The 26,183-nt window shown below is 63.7% G+C and carries 21 protein-coding genes; 9 read left to right on the top strand and 12 right to left on the bottom strand.

Features of this window, described 5'->3' with window-relative positions; translation table 11 throughout:
• The first annotated feature begins 9 nt into the window (after positions 1 to 9).
• Positions 10 to 834, top strand: a complete 825-nt coding sequence (locus ACIPUD_RS37210) for an adenylate/guanylate cyclase domain-containing protein (RefSeq protein ID WP_446482661.1) — start codon at positions 10 to 12, stop codon at positions 832 to 834.
• A gap of 160 nt (positions 835 to 994) precedes the next feature.
• On the opposite strand, the gene ACIPUD_RS37205 is transcribed toward ACIPUD_RS37210, so the two are convergent.
• The 6 genes from ACIPUD_RS37205 to xylB form a co-directional block, all read right to left on the bottom strand.
• A complete protein-coding gene (locus tag ACIPUD_RS37205) occupies positions 995 to 2,041 on the bottom strand; it encodes a sensor histidine kinase (RefSeq protein ID WP_446482660.1) in 1,047 nt (348 codons plus the stop codon).
• 387 nt (positions 2,042 to 2,428) lie between these two features.
• The gene (locus tag ACIPUD_RS37200) at positions 2,429 to 3,376 is read right to left on the bottom strand and encodes a phosphatase PAP2 family protein (protein ID WP_446482659.1); all 948 of its coding nucleotides are present in this window, start codon (positions 3,374 to 3,376) and stop codon (positions 2,429 to 2,431) included.
• Between the two features lie 983 nt (positions 3,377 to 4,359).
• Positions 4,360 to 5,307 (bottom strand): ABC transporter substrate-binding protein, encoded by a 948-nt coding sequence (locus ACIPUD_RS37195; protein WP_018458273.1) that lies wholly within the window; start codon positions 5,305 to 5,307, stop codon positions 4,360 to 4,362.
• Positions 5,308 to 5,460: 153 nt separating this feature from the next.
• Positions 5,461 to 6,516 (bottom strand): ABC transporter permease subunit, encoded by a 1,056-nt coding sequence (locus tag ACIPUD_RS37190; RefSeq protein WP_018458272.1) that lies wholly within the window; start codon positions 6,514 to 6,516, stop codon positions 5,461 to 5,463.
• Positions 6,509 to 8,044 carry a sugar ABC transporter ATP-binding protein gene (locus ACIPUD_RS37185; protein ID WP_446482658.1) on the bottom strand — a complete coding sequence of 512 codons (1,536 nt, stop codon included), beginning with the start codon at positions 8,042 to 8,044 and terminating at the stop codon, positions 6,509 to 6,511. Before ACIPUD_RS37185 ends, ACIPUD_RS37190 begins: the two co-directional genes overlap by 8 nt.
• Before the next feature lie 209 nt (positions 8,045 to 8,253).
• The gene (gene xylB / locus ACIPUD_RS37180; protein WP_446482657.1) at positions 8,254 to 9,699 is read right to left on the bottom strand and encodes a xylulokinase; all 1,446 of its coding nucleotides are present in this window, start codon (positions 9,697 to 9,699) and stop codon (positions 8,254 to 8,256) included.
• Positions 9,700 to 9,842: 143 nt separating this feature from the next.
• Between xylB and ACIPUD_RS37175 the strand changes: the two genes are divergently transcribed.
• From ACIPUD_RS37175 to ACIPUD_RS37160, 4 genes are all read left to right on the top strand, one after another.
• A complete protein-coding gene (locus ACIPUD_RS37175; protein WP_446482656.1) occupies positions 9,843 to 11,096 on the top strand; it encodes an MFS transporter in 1,254 nt (417 codons plus the stop codon).
• 24 nt (positions 11,097 to 11,120) lie between these two features.
• The gene (locus ACIPUD_RS37170) at positions 11,121 to 12,314 is read left to right on the top strand and encodes a M20/M25/M40 family metallo-hydrolase (protein ID WP_204510528.1); all 1,194 of its coding nucleotides are present in this window, start codon (positions 11,121 to 11,123) and stop codon (positions 12,312 to 12,314) included.
• Positions 12,315 to 12,388: 74 nt separating this feature from the next.
• Positions 12,389 to 13,477 carry a mandelate racemase/muconate lactonizing enzyme family protein gene (locus ACIPUD_RS37165; protein ID WP_247394699.1) on the top strand — a complete coding sequence of 363 codons (1,089 nt, stop codon included), beginning with the start codon at positions 12,389 to 12,391 and terminating at the stop codon, positions 13,475 to 13,477.
• Between the two features lie 104 nt (positions 13,478 to 13,581).
• Positions 13,582 to 14,730: an amidohydrolase gene (locus tag ACIPUD_RS37160; protein ID WP_446482655.1), complete on the top strand. Its 1,149-nt coding sequence runs from the start codon at positions 13,582 to 13,584 to the stop codon at positions 14,728 to 14,730.
• Between the two features lie 6 nt (positions 14,731 to 14,736).
• Here the strand turns inward: ACIPUD_RS37160 and ACIPUD_RS37155 are convergent, their stop codons facing one another.
• Positions 14,737 to 15,048, bottom strand: coding sequence for a hypothetical protein (locus tag ACIPUD_RS37155; RefSeq protein WP_377827758.1), 312 nt, complete (start codon positions 15,046 to 15,048; stop codon positions 14,737 to 14,739).
• Here ACIPUD_RS37155 and ACIPUD_RS37150 point away from each other — a divergent pair.
• Complete coding sequence (locus ACIPUD_RS37150) at positions 15,047 to 15,832, top strand: DUF72 domain-containing protein (protein ID WP_085352054.1); 786 nt, start codon at positions 15,047 to 15,049, stop codon at positions 15,830 to 15,832. The genes ACIPUD_RS37155 and ACIPUD_RS37150 overlap by 2 nt on opposite strands.
• Here the strand turns inward: ACIPUD_RS37150 and ACIPUD_RS37145 are convergent.
• Positions 15,829 to 17,016 carry a CaiB/BaiF CoA transferase family protein gene (locus tag ACIPUD_RS37145; RefSeq protein ID WP_018458263.1) on the bottom strand — a complete coding sequence of 396 codons (1,188 nt, stop codon included), beginning with the start codon at positions 17,014 to 17,016 and terminating at the stop codon, positions 15,829 to 15,831. The two genes, ACIPUD_RS37150 and ACIPUD_RS37145, sit on opposite strands and share 4 nt — an antisense overlap.
• 166 nt (positions 17,017 to 17,182) lie before the next feature.
• Here ACIPUD_RS37145 and ACIPUD_RS37140 point away from each other — a divergent pair, with 166 nt between their 5' ends.
• Positions 17,183 to 18,070, top strand: a complete 888-nt coding sequence (locus ACIPUD_RS37140) for a VOC family protein (RefSeq protein WP_446482654.1) — start codon at positions 17,183 to 17,185, stop codon at positions 18,068 to 18,070.
• Between the two features lie 109 nt (positions 18,071 to 18,179).
• On the opposite strand, the gene ACIPUD_RS37135 is transcribed toward ACIPUD_RS37140, so the two are convergent.
• From ACIPUD_RS37135 to ACIPUD_RS37120, 4 genes are all read right to left on the bottom strand, one after another.
• Entirely contained in the window at positions 18,180 to 19,529 is a 1,350-nt protein-coding gene (locus tag ACIPUD_RS37135) for a carbohydrate porin (protein WP_446482653.1), read from the bottom strand.
• Positions 19,530 to 19,666: 137 nt separating this feature from the next.
• Positions 19,667 to 20,728, bottom strand: a complete 1,062-nt coding sequence (locus tag ACIPUD_RS37130) for an ABC transporter permease (protein ID WP_085352051.1) — start codon at positions 20,726 to 20,728, stop codon at positions 19,667 to 19,669.
• On the bottom strand, positions 20,725 to 22,251 hold the full coding sequence (locus ACIPUD_RS37125; protein WP_085362206.1) for a sugar ABC transporter ATP-binding protein: 1,527 nt from the start codon (positions 22,249 to 22,251) through the stop codon (positions 20,725 to 20,727). The genes ACIPUD_RS37130 and ACIPUD_RS37125 overlap by 4 nt, the downstream gene beginning before the upstream one ends.
• Before the next feature lie 65 nt (positions 22,252 to 22,316).
• Positions 22,317 to 23,282, bottom strand: a complete 966-nt coding sequence (locus ACIPUD_RS37120; RefSeq protein ID WP_085352214.1) for a sugar-binding protein — start codon at positions 23,280 to 23,282, stop codon at positions 22,317 to 22,319.
• Between the two features lie 256 nt (positions 23,283 to 23,538).
• Here ACIPUD_RS37120 and ACIPUD_RS37115 point away from each other — a divergent pair, with 256 nt between their 5' ends.
• Positions 23,539 to 24,801: an ROK family protein gene (locus ACIPUD_RS37115; RefSeq protein ID WP_026233544.1), complete on the top strand. Its 1,263-nt coding sequence runs from the start codon at positions 23,539 to 23,541 to the stop codon at positions 24,799 to 24,801.
• A gap of 598 nt (positions 24,802 to 25,399) precedes the next feature.
• Positions 25,400 to 26,170: a hypothetical protein gene (locus tag ACIPUD_RS37110; protein WP_446482652.1), complete on the top strand. Its 771-nt coding sequence runs from the start codon at positions 25,400 to 25,402 to the stop codon at positions 26,168 to 26,170.
• Positions 26,171 to 26,183 lie beyond the last annotated feature (13 nt).

The following is a 26,183-nucleotide window of genomic DNA, read 5'->3' as shown; positions in this document are numbered from 1 at the left end:
CACCCAAATTTGGCGGCCGCCGAAGGCCAGCGCCGGGTGATGACTGTGTTGTTCTGCGACTTGAAGGGCTTCACCAGCCTTAGCGAAGGCGTGACCGCGCAAGGTCTCGTCAAGGTCATGAACCACTGCCTTTCGGTCATGTCCGAACCAATCCGGAACAACCGAGGGATCATCGACAAGTATATCGGCGACGGCATCATGGCTTATTGGGGCCCACCTTTCGTCGACGAGGCCGATCATGCCCGCCTTGCATGCCTCGCCTCCCTGGAAATGATCGAACGTATCGGAAAATTGCGCGAGGAGATTCCTGAGCTACTTGGCGTTCGCGCAACTCCAATGAAGCAATGCGATCTAAGGATCGGGATCGCGACCGGCGAGGCGCTGGTCGGCAGCATCCGCTCCGACGTGATGATGAGCTACACCGTCATGGGCGATGTGGTGAACCTCGCCTCGCGGCTGGAAGGCGCGAACAAGGTGTACGGCACCCGCAATCTCGTTTCCGAAAGAACTATTGCTGCCGTGGGCACTTCACTTGAGGCGCGGGAGATCGATCGCATTGTGGTGGCGGGTCAAACTCGTTTCGAGGCCGTTTTTGAAATCCTCGGAAGCCGAGCTGATGTCACGCCACAACAACTGGTATTGCGGGACAAGTATCTGGAAGGGCTCTCGAACTATCGCAACCGGCGATGGGATGATGCGCTTGCTGCGTTCAATGCGTCGCTTGAAGCGATGCCCGACGACGGGCCTGCAAGGGCCCTAATCGAGCCCATCGGAAGCTTCAAAGCAGAACCACCTCCAAACGACTGGGACGGGTCGCGGCACATCGAAAAATGAGCGCCGGGCTGATATGGCGGACGTCTCCAATGGGTCACAAGCGGTCCTCCACCGGCTGCGCGCGGCAGGTCAGCTACGGGACAGGACACGACATGACGGCGGGCCCGTGAGGGGCTCCTCGTCCTCGCGGCAGTCAACATGGGTCGGGTAAAAGCTCCCACTATTGTGGTGACATTTCCAGATTTTCGAGCGGAGCCGTGAGGCGGCAAGTGAGTCCGGTCGATTCATAGGACACCGCAACCGACCCTCTGAAGTCGTATTCCAGCGCCCCCGAAATGAGTTGCGAACCGAAGCCTTTATCGGCGGGCTCCGACACAGATGGACCGCCGAATTCTTGCCAGACGAAGACGAATTTTTGATCACCCGCCTGATCTTCGGTTGACCACACGATGGACACCCGGCCGCCTGTCACGCTCAGAGCGCCATACTTTACTGCATTGGTGGCGAGCTCGTGAACCGCTAAGGAAAGGGCGAGAGCCTGTTGCGATCTGAGAACAAGCGGAGGACCGGACGTCGTAATCCGGCCTTCGCCTGTTCTGTAAGGGCTCAGGGCCGTGTCGACGACATCTCGAAGTGGGGCAGCAGCCCAATTCGCCGCAGTCAGCAAGGCGTGTGCTCGTCCGAACGCGGCAAGTCGTGCCTTATACTTTTCAAGATCGGCGCGGCTCGATACGTCACGAAATGTTTGGCTGGCAACAGCACCAAGCACAGCAAAGGTGTTCTTGAACCGGTGCTTTAGCTCTTCGTTGATAAGCCTCAGGGCTTCCCTTGCCATGTGCTCGGAGGTGACGTCTTTACAGACAACGAGTACGCCGCCGACTTTATCTTCAAGGTCAATTGGACCGAAGCTGTACGTCCACCAGACATCCTCGCGCCGACCGTGGCGGGTTACAGGCACCAATTGATCCTCATGCCACGTCGCCCCCTTACCTGCCATGACGTATTCAATCTGGGGACCAATGATGTCCCATATTTCATCCCAGCATTCACGGCCGCCCGCGCCCAAGGCGCTCGGATGCCGCTCGGGACCCATCGTTTCGCGATACGCATCGTTATAGAACTGGATGAGGTCCGGTCCCCACCAAATGAACATCGGGTGGCGTGAGGTAAGAACGAGCCGCACCGTGACCCGAAGACTTTGCGGCCACGCTTCCGGCGAGCCGAGCGATGTTTTTGACCAGTCAAACGCTCTTGTGAGAGCGCCCATCTCGCCGCCCCCCGACAAGAAAAGGCTACCTGTGTCCCCGCCCATGCGCGCAACTCCTGACACGTTGCCCAAGCGTAAAGCCAAAATTCTCGGCAATGCAATGTCGATGGTTGGTCAAAGCGGTCCACGCCGGGCGCTGCGATAGATCAGTTTCGGGCCAGATGGGGGTGCCACTACACCGGGCGCGCCGGCGACATCGACCAGACCCTGGCGATGTCCGTTCCGGGTCAGTTTGCCCGCGTGTTCTCGATGTCGGCTGGCCCCCGCTCCGGTGTACCGCAGGCGATGGCGACCTTCGCCTTCGGGCCACAAGCGAACTTCAATCTGTTTGTCGTTTGATGACCTCTGCCAAGACAAATCGCTCTGTCGCTTGCAGAGCGTGGATGACTATCCGGCCGCGTGCGATGGCGAGGTGTTCCATCGCGCAAACAAAACGCCCCAGCGAAGCTGTCGAAGGCAAGCGAGGCAGAGAACGATGCCCGCACCGGCGATGATATCGATGAAATAGTGGCCGCCTACAGTAGGTGTTGCAGCAAGCATCAGCAAGTTCAAGAAAAGGTATAGTGGGAAAAGCATCTTCACGCCTCGGCTGGCGTATATAAGTATTGTGGCCAGCGCAGCGTGGAACGAAGGAAATGTGATCAGACCATTCACGTGCGTCAACGAAATGCGTGTCATCTCGCCGCTTCGGAGTGCGTTGAAATCGATCAAATGATACGCGTCGACGCGTTCGACGACGCCAAAGTAGACCCATGCGCTCGCTGCCGGCAGTCTCCATGAGATCGGAAGAATCACGAGGAGCGATGTTACGAACAGCCAAACAAACTCTCGCATCCTTTCAAATCGCCCGCACGCACTCAGCCACACCAACAAGATGGCGACCTGCAGCATACAGCTGTGATACGCGACTGCGAGGACCGCTTTGATAATTGGTCTGACCTCAACCCACTCAAAGAAAGCCAGCCAATTCAGTCTCAGCAGGGTGTCGACGCCGGCCAGCTGGGAATCGACCAACGGAAACTTTGCCGTGATGGTTAGATAACTCAGGATCGCGCCCACGACCGTAAAGGCAATGATCTGAGCCAAAGCCGTGGCAAGCTCAGCGATACGCCGATCCGGCCTCAACCTCGTGTAAACAAAGGAGAGAAGAGCAGCAGCACAGAACGCAATCGCTTGCGTCGGATCGATAGCCATCGTCATCCCAGCGGCGCGAAGCCATACGAGGTCAACGGCTGCAACAATCGCAATTGCGATCCACAAGCGCAGAATTTCGCTGAACCGATAAGCATTGAGGACGGCAAAGACAAAGCCTTCATTTCGCATCACTCTGTCCATCTATCGCATCGTTCGGGATCCCTGACCCCTTCTGGAGCATCAATATCTGGTGCTCATCTAATGATTGTTTAATTTGGCTCACACAATTTCCGCGTGTTGAACTCGATGGGTTCCGCGCTGCTCATCAAATCTGACTACGCGTGTTCGCATTGAATCATCGGCTGACCGTAGGCTCCGAGGGAGCTCACGTCCGCTTCGGGTCAAAACTGCGACTCCGCTTTGCATGAGCGACGGTCCGGTCTAGCTCGCGAACGGACGTCACGATCGCTCGCGCGAAGGTCAGCCGCCGAGCCAACATGTGACGCGCGTTGGCGCTCACGTGAGGATGCGATTTCGCCCTTGGCGGGCTCTGCCTGCTGTTTCAGCCTTTGCTTCCCCGGGCCAATATCAAGCAAAATGGATATGTGGGGCTACTTCGAAACGCGCAGCTTGGAAATGGATGTGCCGATCTGGGTGAAGGCGGCGTCGATTTCGCTGCAGCGCCGACGAATGACAAGACCGGCAACAAGGCGATGGCGAAGATGACGGCGATATTGCAGCGCTCGTCCCGGGCTAGGCGACCCAACGTGGTGGCGGCGGAAGAAAGGCTCAAGGTCATCGGGAATCCTCTGCAACCTCCAATAGGCAGTGAACTATAAAGTATACGTTAAGTTACGCGCGAAAATGCTGGCAAACAGCCTTCCGCATGCGCGGCGCCGCCAAGGAGACCCGGACCTCCTGCGGGTTCCGCAGGCCGCTTTGGTGATATGCGAACGGGGCCATCCTGCAGGTATCGCTGCCACATCTTCCGCTGGTGCGTCAGGCCCCGCCATCGGGCATCAGTGAGTCGAAGCAGGGAGGCAGCCACGGCCAACAAGACCACATTCGCCGAGGAACTCGGAAACCTTGGCTATCGCAAGCGGCAGATACCGCTGCACGCCTAGCCAATACCGCGCCACGCGAGCCGACCAGCGCCGCATCCGGCGCCGGCCGCCTCTCGCCCGCTACTGCGACCGATCCGAGGTCCAGCCTTTGTACTCGCCGACATTGTCGCGCGTCACGAGTTTCGACGGCAGCAGCTCAACCGTGGACGCCGGCTTCTGGCCGTTGAGAATGCTGACGCCGACCTGCACGGCGCGGCGGGCCATGAAGAACGGGTCCTGCGAGGCGGAGGCCTGAATCTGCGTCGCCTGCGGGTCCTTGAGGGCCGCTTCGATGTCGGGGGCGCCGTCGACCGCGGTGATGACGATGCCGGTGCGCTGCTGCTGGCGCGCGGCGAGGTCGGTGCCGATCGCCTGCGGGTCGTTGATGGCGAAGATGGCGTCGATCTTGGCGAAGCGGGTCAGATAGCCCTGCGCCACCGTGAGGCCACCTTCGCGCGAGCCCTTGCCGTCCTGGTCGCTGGACAGGACCTTGATGCCGGGATTCTTGCCGAGCACGTTCTTGCAGCCGACCACGCGATCGATCACCGCGGAGACCTGCGGGCCGTTCTCGATGATCACGTCGCCCTTGCCTCCCAGCTTGTCGACGATGTACTGGCAGGAGATCTCGCCGGCCTGGACGTTGTTGGTGGTCACCGTGGCGTCGGCGCCTTCGGCCGCGGTGTCGACGGCAACGACGACGATGCCGGCGGCCTGCGCCTTCTTGATCGCTGGTCCGATCGCCTTGGGATCGCCAGGGTTGAGCAGGATCAGGTCGACGCCGGCGGCGATGAAATTGTCGATCTGGGTGACCTGCTTGCCGAGATCATATTCGAAGCCCACCGTCGTGATCTTCACGTTGGGGTTGGTCTTCTTGGCCTCGAACTCGGCGCCCTTCGACAACGCGACGAAGAATGGATTGCCGAGCGAGCCCAGCGAAATGCCGATCGACTTAAGCTCCTTGGCGTAGGACGGCGCGGAGCTCAGGACGAGCGCCATCGCGGCGCCGGCAAGCGAGATCGACTTCAACATTGGCTTCCTCCCTGGTCTGTTTGAAGCTCCGGCGCGGCGACCAGTTGCCGTGACGGAATGAACATGACGGCGCGGTGCCGGCTGCATTTTCATGCTCCTTGTTTGAGCATGATCCTTTCGAAAAACCGCTTCGCACTTTTTCGGATCATGCTCTCAAGTCCGAGCCGAGCCCTGCAGCCGATAGCGGTCCAGCGCCACCGCGCCGATGATGACCAGACCCTTGATCACATATTGCCAGACGTCGGACACGCCGATCAGGATCAGGCCGTTCGACAGCACGGCAATGATCAGCGCGCCGACCAGCGTTCCCCAGATCGAGCCGATGCCGCCGACAAAGGAGGTGCCGCCCAGGATCACGGCGGTGATGGCGTCGAGTTCGTAGGACTGGCCGAGCTGCAGGCCATTGGCGGCGTAGAGGCGCGCTGCCTGCATCGCGCCGCCGAGGCCCGCGAGCAGGCCGGACACGCCATAGACGAAAATCAACACGGCCCAGACCTTGATGCCGGCGAGCCGCGCCGCGCTCTCATTGCCGCCGACCGCGTAGATGTGCACCCCGAGCACGGTGCGCTTGAGCACCAGCCACGACACCAGGATGACCAGCAACGCGATCACCCAGAGCCAGGGAATCGACAATACGCCGGGAATGAGGGTCAGAGCACCGTTGCCGATGAAGGCATAGGGGATCGACGGATTGAACACCGTGGTGTCGGCGCCGAGCAGGCGCGCCGCGCCGCGCACGGCGGTCAAGGATCCCAGCGTGACGATGAAGGGCGGCAGGCGCAACAGCGCGATCAAGCCGCCGTTGAGAATGCCGAAGACGGTGCCGGTGAGCACCGCGGCCGGCAACCACAGCGCCCCGAGATCTGGAAATTTGGAGATGATCAGCCCGGCCATCGCCGCCGCCGCCAAGATGGAGCCGACCGACAGGTCGATGCCGCCGGTGAGGATGACGAAGGTCATGCCTGCGGCCAGCACGGTATTGACCGCGGACTGCTGCACCACGATGCCGATGTTCTGGCCGGTGAAGAAGCGGCCGTCCGACAGCACGTGAAAGCCGATGCACAAGAGCAGCAGCACCGGCAGCATGCCGACCGCGCGAATGATCATCCGCGTCCGCTGCCGCTTCGTCTCCTGCGCGGCGGCAAGACCGGGCGCGACGGGGACGGCTTTGGCGGGGGCGGTGTTGGCGGAAGCGCCGTTCTCAGGCATCGAGCTGCTCCGTTCCGGTGGCGAGTGCCATGATCTCCTCCTGACTGAGTGGCGATGTCGCGTCGCGCCGGATCTGCCCGGCGATATGTCCTGCACGCATCACGATGACGCGGTCGCAGATGCCGATGATCTCGGGCAGGTCGGACGAGATGACGAGAACCGCGGTGCCCGACTTCGCGAGATTGTCGATGATCGAATAGATCTCGGACTTGGCGCCGACGTCGACACCGCGCGTCGGCTCGTCGAGGATCAGGATCTTCGGGCCGATCGCGAGCAGCCGCGACAGCAGCACTTTCTGCTGGTTGCCGCCGGAGAGCCCGCCAGCGGGAACACCGACATTCGCAGCGCGGATGCCGAGCCCCGCGAACGCGCGCTTGGCGCGGTCACGGGCCTTGTCGCGGTCGAGAATGCCGCCGAATTTCGCATCGCGGCCGAGCACCGCGAGATTGATGTTGTCGAGGCAGGACATGTCGAGGAACAGGCCGAGCGCCTTCCTGTCCTCGGTGAGGTAGGCAATGCCGGCGTCCAGCGCCTCACCGGGCGTGCGGATGGAGGCCGCGCGCCCGTCGATCTCGACATGGCCGGAGATCATGGGCGCGGCGCCGATGATGAGGTGCGCAAGCTCGGTGCGGCCGGCGCCGACCAGGCCGGCAAGCCCTACCACCTCGCCCGCATGCACCGCCAGCGAACATCCCTTGAGGCGCCTGCCGTCGGCGATGTCGACGGCCGCAAGCACGGGAGCTCCCGACCGCGCGTTGGGATCGTTCCTGGGATCATGCTCCTTCTTGTAGAAGGACGAGACGTCGCGTCCCACCATCATCCGGACGATGGTGTCGGCACGGATGTCTGCCTTGTCGAGCGAGCCGACCAGCGTGCCGTCGCGCAGCACCGTGACGCGGTCGCCGAGCGCATAGACCTCGTCCATGCGATGCGAGATGTAGATGATGGCGAGACCTTCGGCGCGCAGCTGGCGGATCAGCGCGAACAGCCTTTCGCTCTCACCGGCCGACAACGCGGTGGTCGGCTCGTCCATGATCAGGATCCTGGAGCGGGCGTGCAGCGCGCGCGCGATCTCGACCAGTTGGCGCTGGCCCATCGAGAGATTGGCGACCTGCGTCTGCGGCGTGAAATCCGCGCCGAGCCGCGCCAGGATCGGACCGACGCCGGCCTGCATCGCCTCGCGCGCCAGCAAGCCGCCGCGGGAGACCTCGCGACCGAGATAGATATTCTCCGCAACGCTCAGGTTGGGGGCGAGCGAGAGTTCCTGATAGATGATCGCGATGCCGGCTGCGCGGCCGCCGAGCGGACCGCTGATCTGCACGGGCTGGCCGTCGATGCGGATTTCGCTGCCCGGGTCCGGCCGGTAGGCGCCCGACAGGATCTTCATCAGGGTGGATTTGCCGGCGCCGTTCTCGCCCATCAAAGCGTGGATTTCGCCCGCGTAGACGGTGAGGTCGACGTCGCGCAGCGCCTTGATGCTGAAGAACGATTTAGAGACCCGGCGCATCTCGAGGATGGGCTCGCTCATCACACCTCCCCCGACGCGCCGACGGCGGCCGCAATCTCACCCGCGTCTCGTTGGTCCCTGGCGCGCGCGCAAGCATTAAACAAAAGGTTGTGGCGCAGGGCAATACCTCCGGCATGCCAACCAACGGTCCGGCGCTGCTTTTATCTTTTGCAGACGGAACCGATCTCGCGCGTGATGCCTTTTCTTCGCCACATCATCGCGTATCGCGATCAGCGCCGCGGCCGGTACAGGCGGCGCCATTGCGGCAGCCGCTCGGCATAGGCCTGCGCAAGCGCGCCGTCGGGCTCGAAGGTCTCGACGCGCTGTGGCGCGGTGCAGACGGCGTCGATCGCCTCACCGGTGACGGCGAGGCGGCCAAGCCGCGCCGCACCGAACGCCGCGCCCGTATCGCCGTCGGCAAAGCGATGCACCGGCACGTTCAGGACATTGGCCAGCACCGAAAGCCAGAACCGCGACCGTGAGCCGCCGCCGATGACATCCGCCTCCGCGATCACCAATCCGGTCTCGGCCAGCACGTCCCGGCAATCCGCAAGCGCGAAGGCGACGCCTTCGAGCACGGCTTGCACGATCGCGTCACGATCGGTGGCGTGACTGATCCCATCGAGCATGCCGCGCACGTCGGGGTCATCGTGCGGGGTGCGTTCGCCGGAGAGGTACGGCAGGAAGCTGACCGGCGACGGCGCCCGCGGGCGCAACCCGAGCGGCGCCAGCAGCTCAGTCTCAGGGGGCCCCAACAGCCGCGCGATCCAGGCCAGGCACGAGGCCGCCGAGAGGATCGCGCCGGCTTGAATCCACCTGTCGGGGACGGCGTGACAGAACGTGTGCACGACCCGCTCCGGATTGGCCGCGATCGTCTCGATCGGCACCAGCAATGCGCCGGAGGTTCCGAGCGAAATGAAGGCTGCGCCGGGATTGATGGCGCCGATGCCGATGGCTCCCGCCGGATTGTCGCCGGCCCCGCCCGCGATCATCGGCCGCCCGGTCATGCCCCAGCGCAGCGCCAACTCGCTCCGCAGCCGTGCAGCCGGCGCGCAGCCCTCGACCAGACGGGGCATCTGCTGGCGCGATAGCGCGGTCGCGGCGAGTCCTTCATCCGACCAATCGCGGCTGCTAACATCGAGCCACAGCGAACCCGAGGCGTCCGAGACATCCTCAATCGCCTCGCCGGTCAGCACCAGGCGCAGATAGGCTTTTGGTTGCAGCACGAGTTTTGTCGCCGCGAAGATCTCCGGTTCGTGCCTGGCGACCCACAGCAGTTTGGGCGCGGTGAATCCCGGCATCGCCTTGTTGCCTGTCGTCGACCGCAAGGCGGGCCAGCGCCGCTCCAGCTCGGCGCATTCCGCAAAGGACCGTCCGTCATTCCAGAGAATGCAGGGCCGCAACGGCCTGTGGCTGGCGTCGAGCAGCGTCGCGCCGTGCATCTGGCCGGACAGGCCGATGCCCTCGACCTCGGCCAGCTCGCGCGCGTGATCCGCCTTCAGCGCGTCCAGCGTCGCGAACGTCGCCTCGATCCACTGTGCCGGGTCCTGCTCGCAATGGCCGGGACGCGGCGAGGAGACCGTCAGTGACCGGCTGCGGCTCGCCACCACGCGCTGCGCGTCGTCGACCAGAACGATTTTGACGGCGGAGGTGCCGAGGTCGATGCCGAGATACATGATGTCACTAGCCTTGCACGTTTAGGATCTTGCGCGTCCGTTGCCTTGTGCATCCACGACATTGCGGCCATGGCGGTCCCGATGTTGGCATGCACCCGTCAATCATGTAACCCCACCCGAAACCTTGCCGGGACGCAACGCCCATGACCACCGCCGCCACCCACGACGCGGGAGCCACCCGCGCGCTGATCTTTGCGCTGCTTGCGCTGGCCTGCGGGCACATGCTCTCGACCTTGCTGCGCACCATTCCGGCGGTCAGCCTCGACCTGATGGCGGCGGATTTCGGCATCGAACCGCAGGCGCTGGCGAGCCTCACCTCGGTCTACCCGTTCGCGTTTGCGGCCGCGCAGATCCCGGTCGGTGCGGCGATGGACCGCTTTGGCGTGCGGCCGGTGTCGCTGAGCCTGCTCGCGGGAACCGTGGTCGGCGCCATCGCGTCGGGGTTCGCAACGGGACCCGAAAGCTTCGCCATCGGGCAGGTGCTGCTGGGCATTGCCACCTCCGGCATGCTGATGTGCCCGATGACGTTGGCGGCCAAGCAATTGTCGGCCGCGCGCTTTGGGCTGTGGTCGGGCGCGATCCTCTCGATCGGCAATATCGGCATGCTGTTGTCGTCGAGTCCGCTCGCCTTCGTGGTCGACACTTACGGCTGGCGCGCCGGGTTCTGGATCTCGGCGCTCGGCGGCGTCGCCGCGGCGCTCGCGGTGTTCCTGCTGGTGCCGAGCCAGCCGGCCGAGCACAAGGACGAGTCCTCGCCGCTGTCGCAGATGATCGAGGTGCTCAGGCTCGGACTGTCGCGGCCCTTGCGCGGCCTGATCGCGCTGGCGCTGGTGTCGCTTGCGACCTCGCTGGTGCTGCGCGGCCTGTGGGGCGGACCGTGGCTGATGCAGGTCAAGGGATTGTCGCGGGTCGAGGCCGGCAACCAGCTCGGCGCGTTCACGCTGGCCATGATCGCAGGTCCGCTTGTCATCGGCATGATCGACCGCAGGCTGGGACGCCGCCGCGCGCTGGTGGCGGGAACGCACCTCGTCGGGGCGTTGCTGCTGGCGCTGATGGCGTTAGGGGCCCCGCGCTATGCCATTTCCGTGTTGTCTGGTGTTGCGGTGATGCCGCCGCAATACGACCTCGTGCTGTTCGTGCTCATCGGGCTTGCCACTTCCGCACAGCCGCTGCTGTTCGGCATGTCGCGGCAGCTGGTCGACGCCCAAGTTGCGGGCAAGGCGCTCGCGGCGATCAACCTCGCCTTCTTCCTCGGCGCGGCGCTGATGCAATCGATCACCGGTGCGGTGGCGGCGTTTGCAGGGTTGCCGGCGGTGCTGCTTTTCATGGCAGCCATGCTTGGCATCGGCGCGCTGATCTTTTTGGTCTATACCTCGCCAAGACCGACGATAGAGTAGAGCCCTGCATCAAGGGGACATCTCATGCCTGTCGACACCAAAGCCGCCACCGACCGCCTCTTGCGCTTTCTCGCCGTCGAGGGCGTCACCGGACAGGAGGCCGCGATCGGGCGTGAGCTCACGGCTGCGCTGAAGGAGAGCGGCGTGCCGGCGAAAGCGATCCGGCTCGACGACGCCAATACCCGCATTCCGGTGCCGACCGAGACCGGCAACCTCATCGTCGACCTGCCCGGCCGCGGCGCGCTGCACAACCAGCCGCGCATCATGTTCATGACCCACATGGATACCGTGCCGCTATGCGCCGGCGCCAAGCCGAAAAAGTCGGGTCGCAAGATCGTCAATGATGCGAAGACCGCGCTCGGCGGCGACAATCGCTGCGGCTGCGGCGTGCTGGTGACGCTGGCGGCCGAGCTCGAAAAGCAGCAACTCGATCATCCGCCGATCACGCTGCTGTTCTGCGTGCGCGAGGAGAGCGGGCTCTATGGCGCGCGCCACGTCAAGCTGGACGAACTCGGCTCGCCGGTGATGGCCTTCAACTATGACGGCGGCTCGGCTTCCAACGTCGTCATCGGCGCGGTCGGTGCCGACCGCTGGACCGTGGAAATCTTCGGCCGCGCCTCGCATGCCGGCGTCGCGCCGGAGCGCGGCATCTCCTCGACCATGATCCTCGCGCTTGCGCTCGCCGATGTGAAGGCCGGCGGCTGGTTCGGCAAGGTGGTCAAGCGCAAGCAGCAAGGCACCAGCAATGTCGGCCCCGTCACCGGCGGCGAAGGGCGGCCTGCGGGCGACGCCACCAACGTCGTCACCGACTACGTGCATGTGCGCGGCGAAAGCCGCAGCCATGACGGAAAGTTCTTCAAGGAGATCACGAAAGCCTACAAGGCCGCGTTCGAGAAGGCGGCCAAGAAAGTCACCAACGCGCAAGGCAAGTCCGGCAAGGTCAAGTTCAAGGCCGAGACCGACTATTTCCCGTTCCGCATGAAGGACAACCTTCCTGTCGTCAGACGCGCGGTGGAGGCCGTGTCCGCCGTCGGCGGCACCCCGAACGTGCGCACCGCCAATGGCGGCCTCGATGCCAACTGGATGGTCCGCCACGGCGTTCCGACCGTGACCTTCGGCGCCGGCCAGAACGAGGTGCACACGATCGACGAGTGGATCAATCTCGACGAATACGACCGCGCCTGCGCGCTGGCCGTGCAGCTCGCGACGATGCGGTGAGCTGCCTTGCATGGCGCGCGCTTGCCGGGCGGTGCGCGTCGGCCTAGCCTGCAAAGAAAACGCAGGGAGGCCGCATGCCGCGCATTTCGACCATCGAGACCGGATTCTACCGGATTCCCCTTCCCGTCACGCTGTCGGACTCGATGCATGGCGACATGGCGGCGTTCGAGCTGATCACCTGCCGCATCCGGGATGCCGATGGCGCCGAGGGGGTCGGCTACACTTACACGGTCGGACGCAATGGCGGCGCCGTCGCCGACATCCTCAAGCGCGAGATCCCGCCGCTCGTCGAAGGCCGCGAGGCCGATGATACCGAGGCGATCTGGCACCAGGTCTGGTGGGCACTGCATTATGGCGGGCGCGGCGGGCCAGCGGTGCTGGCGCTCTCGGCACTCGACATCGCGCTGTGGGATTTGAAGGCGCGGCGCGCGCAATTGCCGCTGTATCAGTTGCTCGGCGGATTCGACGCGCGCGTGCCGTGTTATGCGGGCGGCATCGATCTCGATCTCTCCGTCGAAGCACTGCTCGCGCAGACTGACGGCAATCTCAGCAAGGGCTTTCGCGCCATCAAGATGAAGGCCGGCCGCCCCGATCTCAAATCGGATGTGGCGCGGGTCGCGGCGATGCGACAGCATCTCGGTGACGGCTTTCCGTTGATGGTGGATGCCAACATGAAATGGACGGTCGAGGACGCGATCCGCGCCGCCCGCGCGTTCCAACCGTATGACCTCACCTGGCTCGAGGAGCCGATCATTCCCGACGACGTCGCGGGCCACACTCGCATCATGCAGGCCGGCGGCGTGCCGATCGCGGCGGGCGAGAATTTACGTTCGCTTTGGGAGTTCAAGAACTACATCGTCGCGGGCGCGGTGTCCTATCCCGAGCCTGACGTCACCAATTGCGGCGGCGTCTCCGCCTTCATGAAGATCGCGCGGCTGTCGGAGGCGTTCAACCTGCCCGTCACCAGCCATGGCGCGCATGACGTCACCGTGCACCTGCTCGCGGCCTGCCCGAACCGGTCGTATCTGGAGGCGCACGGTTTTGGGCTCGACAAATTTATCGAGCATCCACTGGTGCTGCAGGACGGGCTTGCGCTCGCGCCAGACCGTATCGGCCACGGCATCAGCTTCGATTGGGACGGGCTGGCGAAGCTGTCGGCGTAGACGGAGCGCGTTGCTGCACGCGAGGCATTCGCTGAGGCTTGATGCAAGCTGCGGTTATTCGGCTATGGTGTCGACGCCGACACACAAGCCGAGAGATTCCCGCCTTGACCCCCGAGCTGCACCAGAAACTGACCGCGTGGCGCCGGCATTTGCATGCGCATCCCGAACTGTCGCTCCAGGAGAAAGCCACCGCGGCCTTCGTGCAGGGCAAGCTCACCGAGCTCGGCATTTCCTTCGAGGCCAACATCGGCGGTCACGGCATCGTCGCGACCCTGACGCGCGGCCACGCCCAGGGCCGCGTCGGCCTGCGCGCCGACATGGATGCGCTGCCGATCACCGAAGATACGGGGCTAGCTTACGCTTCGCAAAACCCCGGTGTGATGCATGCCTGCGGCCATGACGGGCATACCGCTTCGCTGCTCGGCGCGGCCGCGCTGCTCGCCGCCGACACCAGCTGGAGCGGGACGGTCGATTTCATCTTCCAGCCGGCCGAGGAAGGTTATGGCGGCTCGCGCGCGATGGTCGCGGCCGGGCTGTTCGACCGCTTTCCGATGCAACGGGTGTTCGGCTTTCACAACTGGCCGGGGCTCGCCGCCGGCACCATCGCGGTCCATGACGGCGTCGTCATGGCCTCCGGCGGGCGCATCACCATCACCATCGATGGCCATGCCGGTCACGCCGGCATGCCGCATCTGACGCGCGATCCGGTGATGGCGGCCGGCCATTTGATCGTGGCGCTGCAATCGATCGTCTCGCGCAGCGTCGATCCGCTCGACACCGCCGTGCTCTCGCTCTGCACGCTCGAAGGCGGCACGGCACGCAACCAAATCGCCGGACGCGTCTCGATCGGCGGCACGCTGCGTTACCATCGCGATGCGGTGAAGGACACCGTTTTGGCGCGGATCGAACAGATCTGCGCCGGGATTGCCACGAGCTTCGGCGTCAAGGTCGCGCCCGAGATCGTCATTGGCGTCGGCGTGGTCATCAACACGCCGGCAGAAGCGGATCTCGCGCGCCTCGCGGCGGACAAGGTACGGGCCGAGTTGCGGCGCGACCTCGCGCCCAGCATGGCCGGCGAGGATTTTGCCCACTATCTCTCGCGGCGTCCGGGCGCCTTCGTCTGGATCGGCAACGGCGAATTGCGGGATGGCGCCGAGCTGCACGGCCCGCGCTATGATTTCAACGACGCGATCCTGCCGGTGGCATCGAGCTGGATGGCGGAAGTCGCCAAGGCGGCGCTGGCCTCGAACTAGGCCCGCTCACGAGATCTCGCGCGGCAACTTCCAGCCGGGCTTCGGCTCGAACGTCTCATCGACCTGCGCGACGTGATAGCCGGCGGGCAGAAGGCGGCCGCCCTCCTCGTCCGCGACCGGTACGTCGGTTACCAGCCCCTCGATCAAGGCGGCTTCCCACACCTCCTTCTCCGTCGGAAAGGGATCGCCGATCTGCTTGTTGCCTTCGAACAGCGCGTACATCGGTTCCGGTCCTGCGTTGATCAAGCTCACGAGCAACGTATCGGCCGCACGGACGTTCCCATCCGGCAAATCGCAATGGATGGACACGTCGAACATGGCGCGCGTTCTGATCGGAACTTCCGGCTGGCATTACGCCTCCTGGCGAGGCCCGTTCTTTCCCAAGGGCGTGACGCTGAAGCAGCAGCTGAGCTACTACGCCGGACAGTTCGACACCACCGAGCTGAACGGGGTGTTCTACCGCACCCCGACGCCGGAGGCCGTCGAGGGTTGGCGCGAGCAGACCGGCCGCGATTTCGTCTTTGCCTGGAAGGCCTCGAAATTCATCACGCACTGGAAGCGCCTGTCGGATCGCTCGGTGAACAGCCTCGAACTGCTGGAGGATCGCATCTCACGGCTCGGCGGCAAGGCCGGCCCGATCCTGTTCCAGCTCCCGCCGCAATTCGAGGCCGACGCGGACCGCCTCGCCGGCTTCTTCAAGCTGTTGTCGCGGAAGCGGCGTTACAGTTTCGAATTCCGTCATCCGAGCTGGTATCAGCCGCGCATCTTGCGGATGCTGGCCGACGAGAACATCTCGCTGTGCCTGTCCGATCATCACGACGCGCCCGCGCCATGGAAGCGCACGGCGGATTTCGTCTATGTGCGCGGGCACGGGCCCAGCGGGCGCTATCACGGGCACTATACGAAACCCACGCTGGCGCAATGGGCGCGGCGCATCAAATCCTGGAAGCGGCAGGGCTGCGACGTCTACGTCTATTTCGACAACGACCAGAAGAGCGCGGCGCCGGCCGATGCACAGGCGTTGAAGCAATTGCTCAGCGTGCGGCAAAGCGCGGCGATCACGACGGCAAGCCGCCGTGCAGGTGCCGTTGTTCACCGCTAGACGATGCCGCCTTGCCGGAGCGCCGCGATCGCGGCCTTGTCGTAGCCGAGCTCGGTCAGGATAAGATCGGTATGCTCGCCGAGCGTGGGCGGGCGCATCGCGATTTCGCCGGGCGTTTCCGACAGGCGGACGGCGGCGCGTGCCACCGGTGCGGGCTTCGGCAGACCTGGATAGTCGACGTCCTGCATGAATCCGGCGGCGCGGACGTGCGGATGATCCAGCGCCTGCTGCGGGCTCAGCACGGGGCCGGTCGGAATCATGGCCTTGCCCAGGGTGTCGACGGCTTCCTGCGTGGTGCGCTCGGCGCACCAGCGCGCCATGCGCTCGCTGATGACAGGGCCATTGTTGCCGCGGCTGATGTCGTCGGCAAAGCGCGGATCGTTCAGCCAGACCTCCTCCTCGCCCATCAGTTTCGCCCAGCGCTTGAACAGCGGATGCCCCGTGACCTGGCACAGCACCCAGCCGTCCCTGGTGCGGTAGATGTCGGCGGGCGCCGCGGTCTGGCCGAGATTGCCTGTTGGCACGCGATTGACGTTGATGACGGCCTGCTCGATCAGCGTCGCGTTGGTGAAGGACAAGGCGGTTGCGAGCAACGCGCCCTCGACGATCTGCCCGCGCCCGGATTTGCCGCGCTCGATCAGTGCGGCGAGCGTGCCGAACGCGCAATGTAGCGCGGTCCCGAAATCGACCCAGTTGACCGCGGCCCGGTAGGGTGGATCGCCGGCGCCCGTCATGTACACCGAGCCCGACATGACCTGGCCGACACCGTCGAAGCCGACACGGTCGGACCATGGCCCCGGCCCGCCAAACGCGGTGGCCGTCGTCAGGATGATGTCCGGCTTGATCGCCTTGAGCGAATCGTAGTCGAGCTTCATCGCGCCCAAGGTCTGCGGCGGCAAATTGGCGACGACCACGTCCGCGGTCGCAATCAGGCGGCGCATCACCTCCTGTCCTTCCGGCTTCATCGGATCGAGCGTGAGGCACTTCTTGTTGCGGTTGACTTGAAGAAACAGCGCGCCTTCGCCAGTTTCGCCGACCGGCGCCACGAAACGATCCTCGCTGCCGTCGCGCTTCTCCACGCGAATGACCTCGGCGCCGAATTCGGCCAGCAAGGTCGCGCAATAGGGCCCCGCGATATAGCGCCCGAAATCAAGAACGCGGACGCCCGCCAGAACCCCTCCCATCGATCTCTTTCCTTTGTGCTTTTTGTCAGCTTACAGGGATTGGCATTTGCGGCAAGGTGGCAATGGACGCCATGCCCCACCCTCGAGATGTGATCGGCGAATCATTTCGACTGGCGGAAATTGTGCTCTAGTATGGACCTGTCCCTCCCCCATCAGAGCCCCGTCCATGCCGCAACAATTCGATCGATCCAAAGAAGATCTCGGCAACGCGATCCATTTCGAGCACGTCAACATCCAGGTCCCGGACCAGCGCCTCGCCACGCTGTTCTATGTCGCAGGTCTCGGGCTCACCCGGGATCCGTATCTGATGGTGTCCGACACCAACATGTGGATCAACGCCGGACGGAGCCAGTTTCATTTGCCGAGCGGCCGGCCGCAGGTGCTGCGCGGTCATGTCGGACTCGTCATCGCGGGCCGCGAGGCGCTGCTGGCGCGATTGGCGTCGGTCGCCAAAAAGCTCGAGGCCACCGCGTTCGCCTTCGCCGAGCATAACGACCATGTCGAGGCGATTTGTCCGTGGGGCAACCGCCTGCGCTGCTACGAGCCCGACGCCGCGCGCTTCGGCCGTGTCGCGCTCGGCGTTCCCTATGTCGAGTTCGACGTGCCGGTGGGATCGGCCGCTCGCATCTGCGCCTTCTACCCCGAGATCATGGGCATGCCATCCGAGTTATGGAACGGCGACGGTACGGTTGCCGCCGTGAAGACCGGCCGCGACCAGCATCTGTTGTTTCGCGAGACCGATCGGCCGCAAGGCGACTATGACGGCCACCATGTGCAGATGTACATCACCGATTTTTCCGGCCCTTACCGCAAGCTGCTGGCGCGCGATTTGATCTCGCGCGAGGACAATCAGTACCAGTACCGCTTCTGCGACATCGTCGATCTCGACAGCGGCAAGCCGCTGTTCACGGTCGAGCACGAGGTGCGCAGCGCCACCCACCCGATGTTCATGCGGCCGATGGTCAATCGCAATCCGGCGATCAACAACCGCAATTACGCGTTCGGTCACGATCAGGCGTCTTGGGCGATGGGACCGGATCAATACGAGGGATAGGTGATAACCAAGTCCCGGGCGGCTCCGCTGAGTGGAGCCGCCACACGTTGCGTGCGCTCCGGTGGGACGGGCATGCCCCACCTTTCGCATCAGACGGGTGAGCGTCCCGTCAGAAGTGGACCTCGGTGCGCATGCCAAGAACCACGGCGTTGTCGGTCTTCACGCCCGCCGCGTTATAGCCGCGCCCACCGGGATTGATGACATACTGAGCGTCGAACTTGAGGTTCAGCCAGCCGGTCGCCTGCCATCCGTACCAGACTTCAAGCGGCACTTCGTTGCCGCCGGCGTTCGGACTGAGGGCAGCCGTGTTCACGTGCGTCGTGCCGACCGCGAAGCCGACTTCGTCCTGGGGACGCCAGGAGAACGTTCCGGTATGCCTGAAGCCCAGGGCGATCTGGTAATCCTGGTACGAGGTCCGGTGATCGGCAACGGTCGTATTGAGGAAGGTGTACCAACCTACCGCACCGGGACCGTCAACGGTCAATCGTTGCAGGATCGATTCGTAGACACCGTAGCGGCCGCGTTGATCGCTGATATTTTGATCGGGCACACCACCGACGCCCGGGATGGTGCCGATAACACCCGGAAGGCCGCCATCAATGGACGAGGCGCTGTCGTACCAGCCGCCGAGTCTCCAGGTCCCGGTCAAGGGGCCCTTCGGCGTCCAGACCAACTCCACCGGCACCATCACGCCACTGGCGGGGTTCGAGGCGGGAATGCCGGGCAAGAAGTAGACGCCCGGGTCTGACGTCGTCAGGTAACCCGGATTGGCATCGTAGACACCGACCGACACCGTGAATTCCGGCGCGATCTTGTAGTGGACGACACCGGCCCACTGGCTCACCGGCCAATTGTAGATGTAGCCGCCCTGGATGTTGCCGGGCTGACCGCCGCAGAAGGTCAGGTTGATGAACTCGCACAGGCCGAAGAAGAAGTCGGAGCCGACCGGAAGACGGCCGCCCTTGAGTTCAAGGCTGTCATCGAAAAGCTTCTGCGAGTAATAGAGCTGCGTCAGGCGCAGAATATTGCCGCGGCCGAACACTTCGTTGGTCAGCTGCAGGGCGGGAATGTCCGCTTCGGTATTCAGATTCTTGCCGAAGCGGTCGACCAGCGTGAGACCGACGGTGCCGCCGGGAATGCCGGCGAGTTTTCCCATGTCCAGCTTCGCGCCGAACCACAACTGGCCGGCGTTGGCTGCGGTGTTCCTGCTTCCACCCGAGACGTTGCCGACGGATTCGTTGCCGAGCGTCAGGCCGATGTCGATGCCCTGCTCCTTCAGCCTGGTCCTGCCGAGATCGCCGAACAGATACGGTCTCGTCCAGAAGTCGTCAGCCGTAGCATACGGAACAGGCGCAGCTTTCGTCGAAAAGTCGGCCGCATACACTCCACCGCAAAACAGCGATGAGAAAGCAATCCCCACACCGCACACCTCTGCGGTGTTCATAAACCTGCGCAACATTTTACTCGTCCTCCCGCCGTCTCAGGCTTTGCTTGTTTCGCCTCACGCCCCTGCCCAAAGCCCTCGAGCCTGGAACGCGCTCCCTCCCCCAGCGGCCGCCGACCAGGCAGCCTTGTGTCAACTGGAGCGTGGATCTGTCATGCCCGATCAACCGTTCTCGCCGGCAATGCATCCGCGGGGCGCGGTGACGCGCCCTGGACTTGCTCCGCCAATGTCGATTTCGGCGCGGTGCGGGCGACGCCGGCCAGTGCCAGCTTGCGCCGCCGTCGCGCCTGCAATTGCTGATCCGCCAACACGCCGATCAGAATGACCGTGCCCATCACCGCGAAGTTCAGCGAATTCGGGATGCCCAGGATATTCACCAGGTTCTGCAGCACCTGCAGCAGCGCCGTGCCCAGCACGATACCGAGAATGGACCCCTCGCCGCCGCGCAAGCTGCACCCGCCCAGGACGGCGGCCGCGATCGCGTAGAGCTCGTAGAAATTGCCGAAGGAGCTCGGCGACACCGAGTTCGTGTAGAACACGAACAAGACCGTCGAAACTCCGGCGAGCCCGCCGCTGATGATATAGGCGGTTGCGATCACGATATTGGTGTTGATGCCCGAGAAGCGTGCCGCCTCCTCGTTCTTGCCGACGGCATAAAGCCAGCGCCCGTAGACCGAGCGGTGCAGCAGCACGCCAAGGATCAGCGCAAGGATGATCAGGAGGATGAAGGTGTTCGGGATTCCCGCCAAATTGCCCGAGGCGATGTTGCTCAGTGTCGCCGCCTCGTCGCCGTAACCGAAGCCGCGGGTCGAATCGCTCGTGTAATAGCGCGCGGCGCCGCGATAGATCAGCAACCCACACAGCGTCACGATGAAGGGCTGCATCTTCAGGCGGGTGATCAGGAACCCCTGGATGCCGCCGAGCACCAGCCCGCCCAGCAGCACTGCCAGCAGCGCCAGGGGCCACGGCACCTGGTAGGTCGTCAGAAGATCGACGAACACGACGCCGAGCAGCGCAAACATCGAGCCGAGCGACAGGTCGATGCCGCCGGTGATGATCACGAGCCCCTCGCCGAGCGCGAACACACCGAAGAGGCCGATCAGATTGGCCATGTTCAAGAGGTTCACCAGCGACAGGAAGGCGGGATTGATCGCGCCCGTGATGGCGGCGATCACCACCAGCAGCAATGCCAGACCGAGCTCTTTCCTGATCATGGCGCGGCCGCTTCCGCGGTTTCCAGCGCCTGGCCCATGGCCAGTCGCAACACGTTGTATTCGCTGAACTGCTCCCGCTCGAGCACGCCGCTGACGCCGCCTTCATGCATGACCGCCACGCGGTCGGAGACGCCGATGACCTCCTCCATGTCCGAGGAGATCATCACGATCGCGACGCCCTGGTCGGCAAGCTCGCGCATCAACGCGTAGATCTCGCCCTTGGCGCCGACGTCGATGCCGCGGGTCGGCTCGTCGAAGAACATCACGCGCGGCTGCATGGACAGCCATTTGCCGAGCACGACCTTCTGCTGGTTGCCGCCGGAGAGCGTCACGGCCTCCATATCGATGCTTGGCGCCTTGATGGAGAGGCGCCTCACCTGCTGTTTCGCGACCTTGCGCTCGGCCGCGCCGCTGACCAGCCACATCCGCGCATGATCCAGCAGGCTCGCCAGCGTCATGTTCTCGCGGATCGGCAGCTCCAGCACGAGCCCGGATTTCTTGCGGTCCTCCGGCACCAGATAGATGCCTTGGCTGATCGCGTCGCGCGGCGATGCGACAGCGACCGGTGCGTTGTCGATCCTGATCTCGCCGCCCAGCAGCGGGTCAATGCCGAAGGCGGCGCGGGCAAGAGAAGTGCGGCCAGCGCCCACGAGCCCCGCCAGTCCCAGGATCTCGCCATGCCGCACGGAAAGATCAACCTGCCGGTCGGGAAAGGCCGACGTCACGACGCCGACGATATCGCAGCCGCCCGGCTGCGGCGCCTGTTTCGGCGGGGTATGCAGCGCTTTGAGGTCGCGACCGATCATCAACCGGATCATCGCGGCATGGCTTAGCTCGTTCCGCGCCAGCTCTCCCACGGTGCGACCGTCACGCAGCACCACGACGCGGTCGGCGCAGGTCATGATCTCTCCGAGCCGGTGAGAGATATAGATCACCGAAATGCCGTGCGCCTTCAGATCGGCAATCACCTCCAGCAGCCGTTCGGTCTCCGAGATCGTCAGGCTGGAGGTCGGCTCGTCCATGATGATCACGCGGGCGTCGATCGAGAGCGCCTTGGCGATCTCCACCATTTGCCGCTCGGCGATGGAGAGGTCTTCGACCAGCGTATCCGGCGCGAAATCGGCACCCAGCCGCTCCAGCAGCGGGGTCACCCGAGCACGCATCTCGGCATTGTCCACCAGCTTCAGCGGCCCGCCCATCAGCTTCTCGCGCCCGATGAACACGTTGGCTGCGACGTCGAGATTCTCGAACAAGTTCAGCTCCTGGTGCACGAAGGCGATGCCGGCCCGCGTCGCCTCGGTCACCGTGGTTCGGGCATACTCGCTGGTGCCGATGCGGATCACGCCTTCGCTCGGCGCGATCACGCCACCCAGCACGCGCATCAGCGTCGATTTGCCGGCGCCGTTCTCGCCGATCAAACCCAACACTTCGCCGCGATAGACGCGCAGATTGACGTCGTCGAGCGCCCTGACCCCGGGATAGGTCTTGCTGATCCCGCTGAGCTCCAGCAGTGTCTCTGCCATGTCTCCGCTTCCCTCCCGCCCAAAGCCCGGCCACCGCGGCGGCCGGGCCGTGAAGCACGCTGAAGTCACTTCTTCAGCAGCTCCTTCAGATGAGCGGTAAACTCCGCAACGTTGGACTTGCTGACCACCTGGGTCGGCACGATCAGCTTGCTATCAGCCGGAATCCAGGACTTGTCGCCGTTCAGCGTCTTGATGATGTTGATGGCGGAGAGATACCCGAACTCGTACGGCTGCTGCACGACAGTGGACTCGATCGTCCCGTCGGATATTCCCCGCAGCGTGCGCTGATCCTCGTCGAAGCCGACGATCTTCACCTTGCCGGCCTTGCCAGCCGCCTTGACTGCGTCATAGATCAGCGGAGTCTCGTAGCTCCAGAGGCCGGACAAAAGCGCGATGTCGGGATATTTGACCAGCACGTTCTCCATGTTCGCCTTGGCCTTGGCGAAGTCCACCTGGTCGGTGAACACGTCGACCAGCTCGACCTTGGTGCCGGCGATCGCGTCCTTGATACCCTGCACCCGCTCGCGGGCGTTGTCCGCGTCCATCGTGCCGACGAACAGCGCGATCTTGCCACCGTTCGGCAACGCCTTCTTGATCTCCTCGCCTGCCTGGCGCCCGGCCGCGACGTTGTCGGTGCCGATATAGGCGAGACGCTTGCTCTGCGGCGCGTCGCTATCCGTCGTGATCAACACGGTCTTGGCCGCAACCTTGTTGAGCTCTTCGGTTGCGTGCGGCGCATCGTCGACCGAGATGGAGATGCCGGCGACGCCGCGCACCAGCAGGTCGTCCAGCTCGCGCCGCTGGCCCGCCGCCGTCGCTTCGTTGGTGACGATCAACTGGATGTCGTATTCCGGGTGCTCCTTCTGAGCCTTTTCGAGCCCGCGGCCGGCGATCGTCCAGAAATCGGCCGCGGCATTGGTGACCAGCGCGATGGTCTTTTTCTGCTGGGCCTGCGCCGCCCCCGTGGCGATGGCCAGCGCAGCTGCGGTCGCAAACAGCGACACCATTAGTTTCTTCAGCGATTCGTTCATGTACACCTCCCTTGGGTCACCCCCGTTCAGGGGTTTCACAGCGCTTATGCGCTATCTTTTATTTACGTCGCGAACAAATGCCGCAGGGCAAACCAGCCGGATCAGGATGTACTTGCCCCTTCTTCAAGTCTAAATAGTACAGATGGTACGATAATAGTAAATATGGCTCCTGAAAACCGAATCCGATTGTGCTTTTCCGGTCACACACGCATCCCATCCCCTCAATTAAATTTACCTGATGAATTAAAGAGGCAGCATGGTTGACCAAATTGAGCCGTCCAGACGCGTGTCAAACACCGCCCGTGAATCCAACCGCGGCCGTCTCGTCGATGTCTTGCGACGCCAAGGGCCGCTGCCGCGCGTGGCGCTCGCCCGGAGTACAGGGCTGAGCTTCCCGGCCGTTTCCGGCCTGACGTCGCGGCTGATCGCAGAAGAGCTGCTCTGTGAGAGCGAGACGGCGGCAACGCCGTGGTCCGAGGACGGCGAGGAAGAAGATGCGGACGGGCTGAATGGCCGCCGCCGCGGCCGGCCGGCCGTGCTGCTGACCCTGAATCCGGAGTTCGGGCGCATCGCCGCGGTCTCCGTGCGCATGAACCTGATCGAGACGCTGATCGCGGATTTCCGGGGCTCCGGCGTCGCGCAGTCGCGACTTGCACTGTCGACGCGCGCGCTCGATGCAGGCGCGCTGCGCGATCTCGTGATTGCGCAGATCAATGCGCTGCTCGATGCGACGGCGACGCCGCGCCATCGGCTGTTGGGAATCGGGATTGCGCTGCAAGGCATCGTGAACGTCGACACCGGCACGACACTGTGGAGTCCCGCGCTGTCGATCACCGAAGTCGATCTGGCGACGCCGATACGTCAGGCGTTCGGCGTCGATGTCGTCATGGCGAACGACGCTGTCGCGGTCGCGCTCGCCCTCACGGCCGCCGAACCGGCATTGGCGCAAGGCCTCTCGGCCACGATCATGGTCGGTCACGGCATCGGGATGGGCGTCGTTGCCGATGGTGAAGCACGCTGGGGCGCCGGCAGCGAGATCGGCCATGTCAAGCTGGCGCCGGACGGGCCGCAATGCCGCTGCGGCCAGCGCGGCTGTATCGAGGCTTATCTTGCCGATTACGCGCTCTACCGCGACGCCCGCACCTTTCTCGATCTGCCGCCGGCGGACTCGCAGCAGCCATCGGAGGGACAGATGGCCCTGTTGCGCGAGCGCGCGCTGGGCGGCGATCCACGTCTCGAGCACCTATTCCTGCAGGCGGGTCGCGCGCTCGCCGAGGCGGTCGCAGCAACGATATCCGTGCTGCGGCCGCACCATGTCATCCTGGCGGGTCCAGGCCTGATGGCATTCGACATGATGCGCCACGCCTATGAGGAGCGGCTTGAGCAGGCGGTGTTGCCATGGCTGCTCAGGTCCACGGCGATCCATCTGCGTCCAAGCGAATCGGCGGTCATTGTCGAGGGCATGGTGCGACGGACGCTGCGGGTCGTGGACCAAAACCATATGGAAGCGACCGAGTAAGCGCCGAGAGCTAAGCGCTGGCTGGGGCGGGAGGGATCGAACCTCCGAATGGCGGAATCAAAACCTGCTCGATTATATAGTGATTTCAAGGCGCATTTGGAAAAAATGGTCGAAACACGCTCCAGTAATTTCAGTAGGTTGGCTAGTGTTTCCAAATGAAAAGGGGGCAGCTAGCGATCGATCGAGCAACGCAGCTGCCCTTCAGATTCGCTTAGTCATGGCGCGCGCTATCACGCATGCAAGCGCCTTGGCGTAAGCGTCTGAAGAACCCGATAAAGCGGCTCATTAAGAGACAGCCACAGCGGTAGAACAACCAATAACGTACCGGTCGCACCCTGGGCTTAACCAGCTGAAATTGGGCATTCGTCGCACGACATGGTGCCTCATTGCACTGTCTATGGTCCGCGTGGTCGGAACGTGCATTCGCGGGGCGAACCTTGGCATCTGTTGGTGCCCTATCTCCTGAAGCTATCCTCAGAACGGTTCACGGCGCGGCCTGGCGCCTTTTTCGTTCCGATTGATCCAATCTTCGGGTACCCTATTCTATCCGCGTCGGCGGAACTGCTGAAGTTGATAGATGGCTCCACGGAGAATGGAGATGGGCCGGCTCGATAAGCAGATGGATCCCTTCCACCCTGCCGCTCATCTGACTACGGAGGATCGCGTCCCCGAGGATCTAGAGCTTGAGCAAGTCGACACGGCGTCGTTAGTTGATCCGGCCCGAGAGGAAGCCGCCTCGTCGCCCGCGCATTTTGGGTCAGGCCGGCCGGCGGCAAGCGTAACGGGCTCTACCGACTGGATGCACCGAGCACGCCGCATCTGGCGGAGCCATCTCCAGCGCGAACAACTCCCCCGGACGGCCGGACGGTCGATGGGAAACTTTGAGCGGTGGTTGATCGCATTGCTGAGCGTCGGCTTTGTCGTGGGCTGCGTTTGCGCGATCATTGTCTTCATGCAGGCCAACGCGCGCAAATTGGAGATCGCAGCACTGCAACGTGACATCATCGCGCTCAAGCTACGCGTAGCCAGGCTCGATCAGATCGCAAGCACCAATGAGATACGTGAAAAAGCAAGCAGTGAAACATCCAAGCCGCCGTCGGAGACCCGTCCTGACCAGGCTCCGCTCATCCTATCTCGTGAAGAGATTCAGCTTATCCGAGACTATATCAAGCCTGCACCAGTTGCAGGCTCCGCGACTGAGACGATCAAGGTCGGCGAACCCGTCGTGGGAGACACCGTTCCGTTTCCCTCTCCGATCACGGAGAAGGTGCGGAAACTGCTCGGCGCACGATTTACCGTTCGCAATGGCGTTGTTGTCATCGTCCGCAGCGGCAGCCGTAACGCTGATGCTGTGATTGGGCCAAATTGACGAGAACTGGCCG

Source organism: Bradyrhizobium sp. CAR08 (assembly GCF_052871955.1).
The sequence above is the reverse complement of the archived record's forward strand: the minus strand, read 5'-3'. Positions and strand labels throughout refer to the sequence as shown.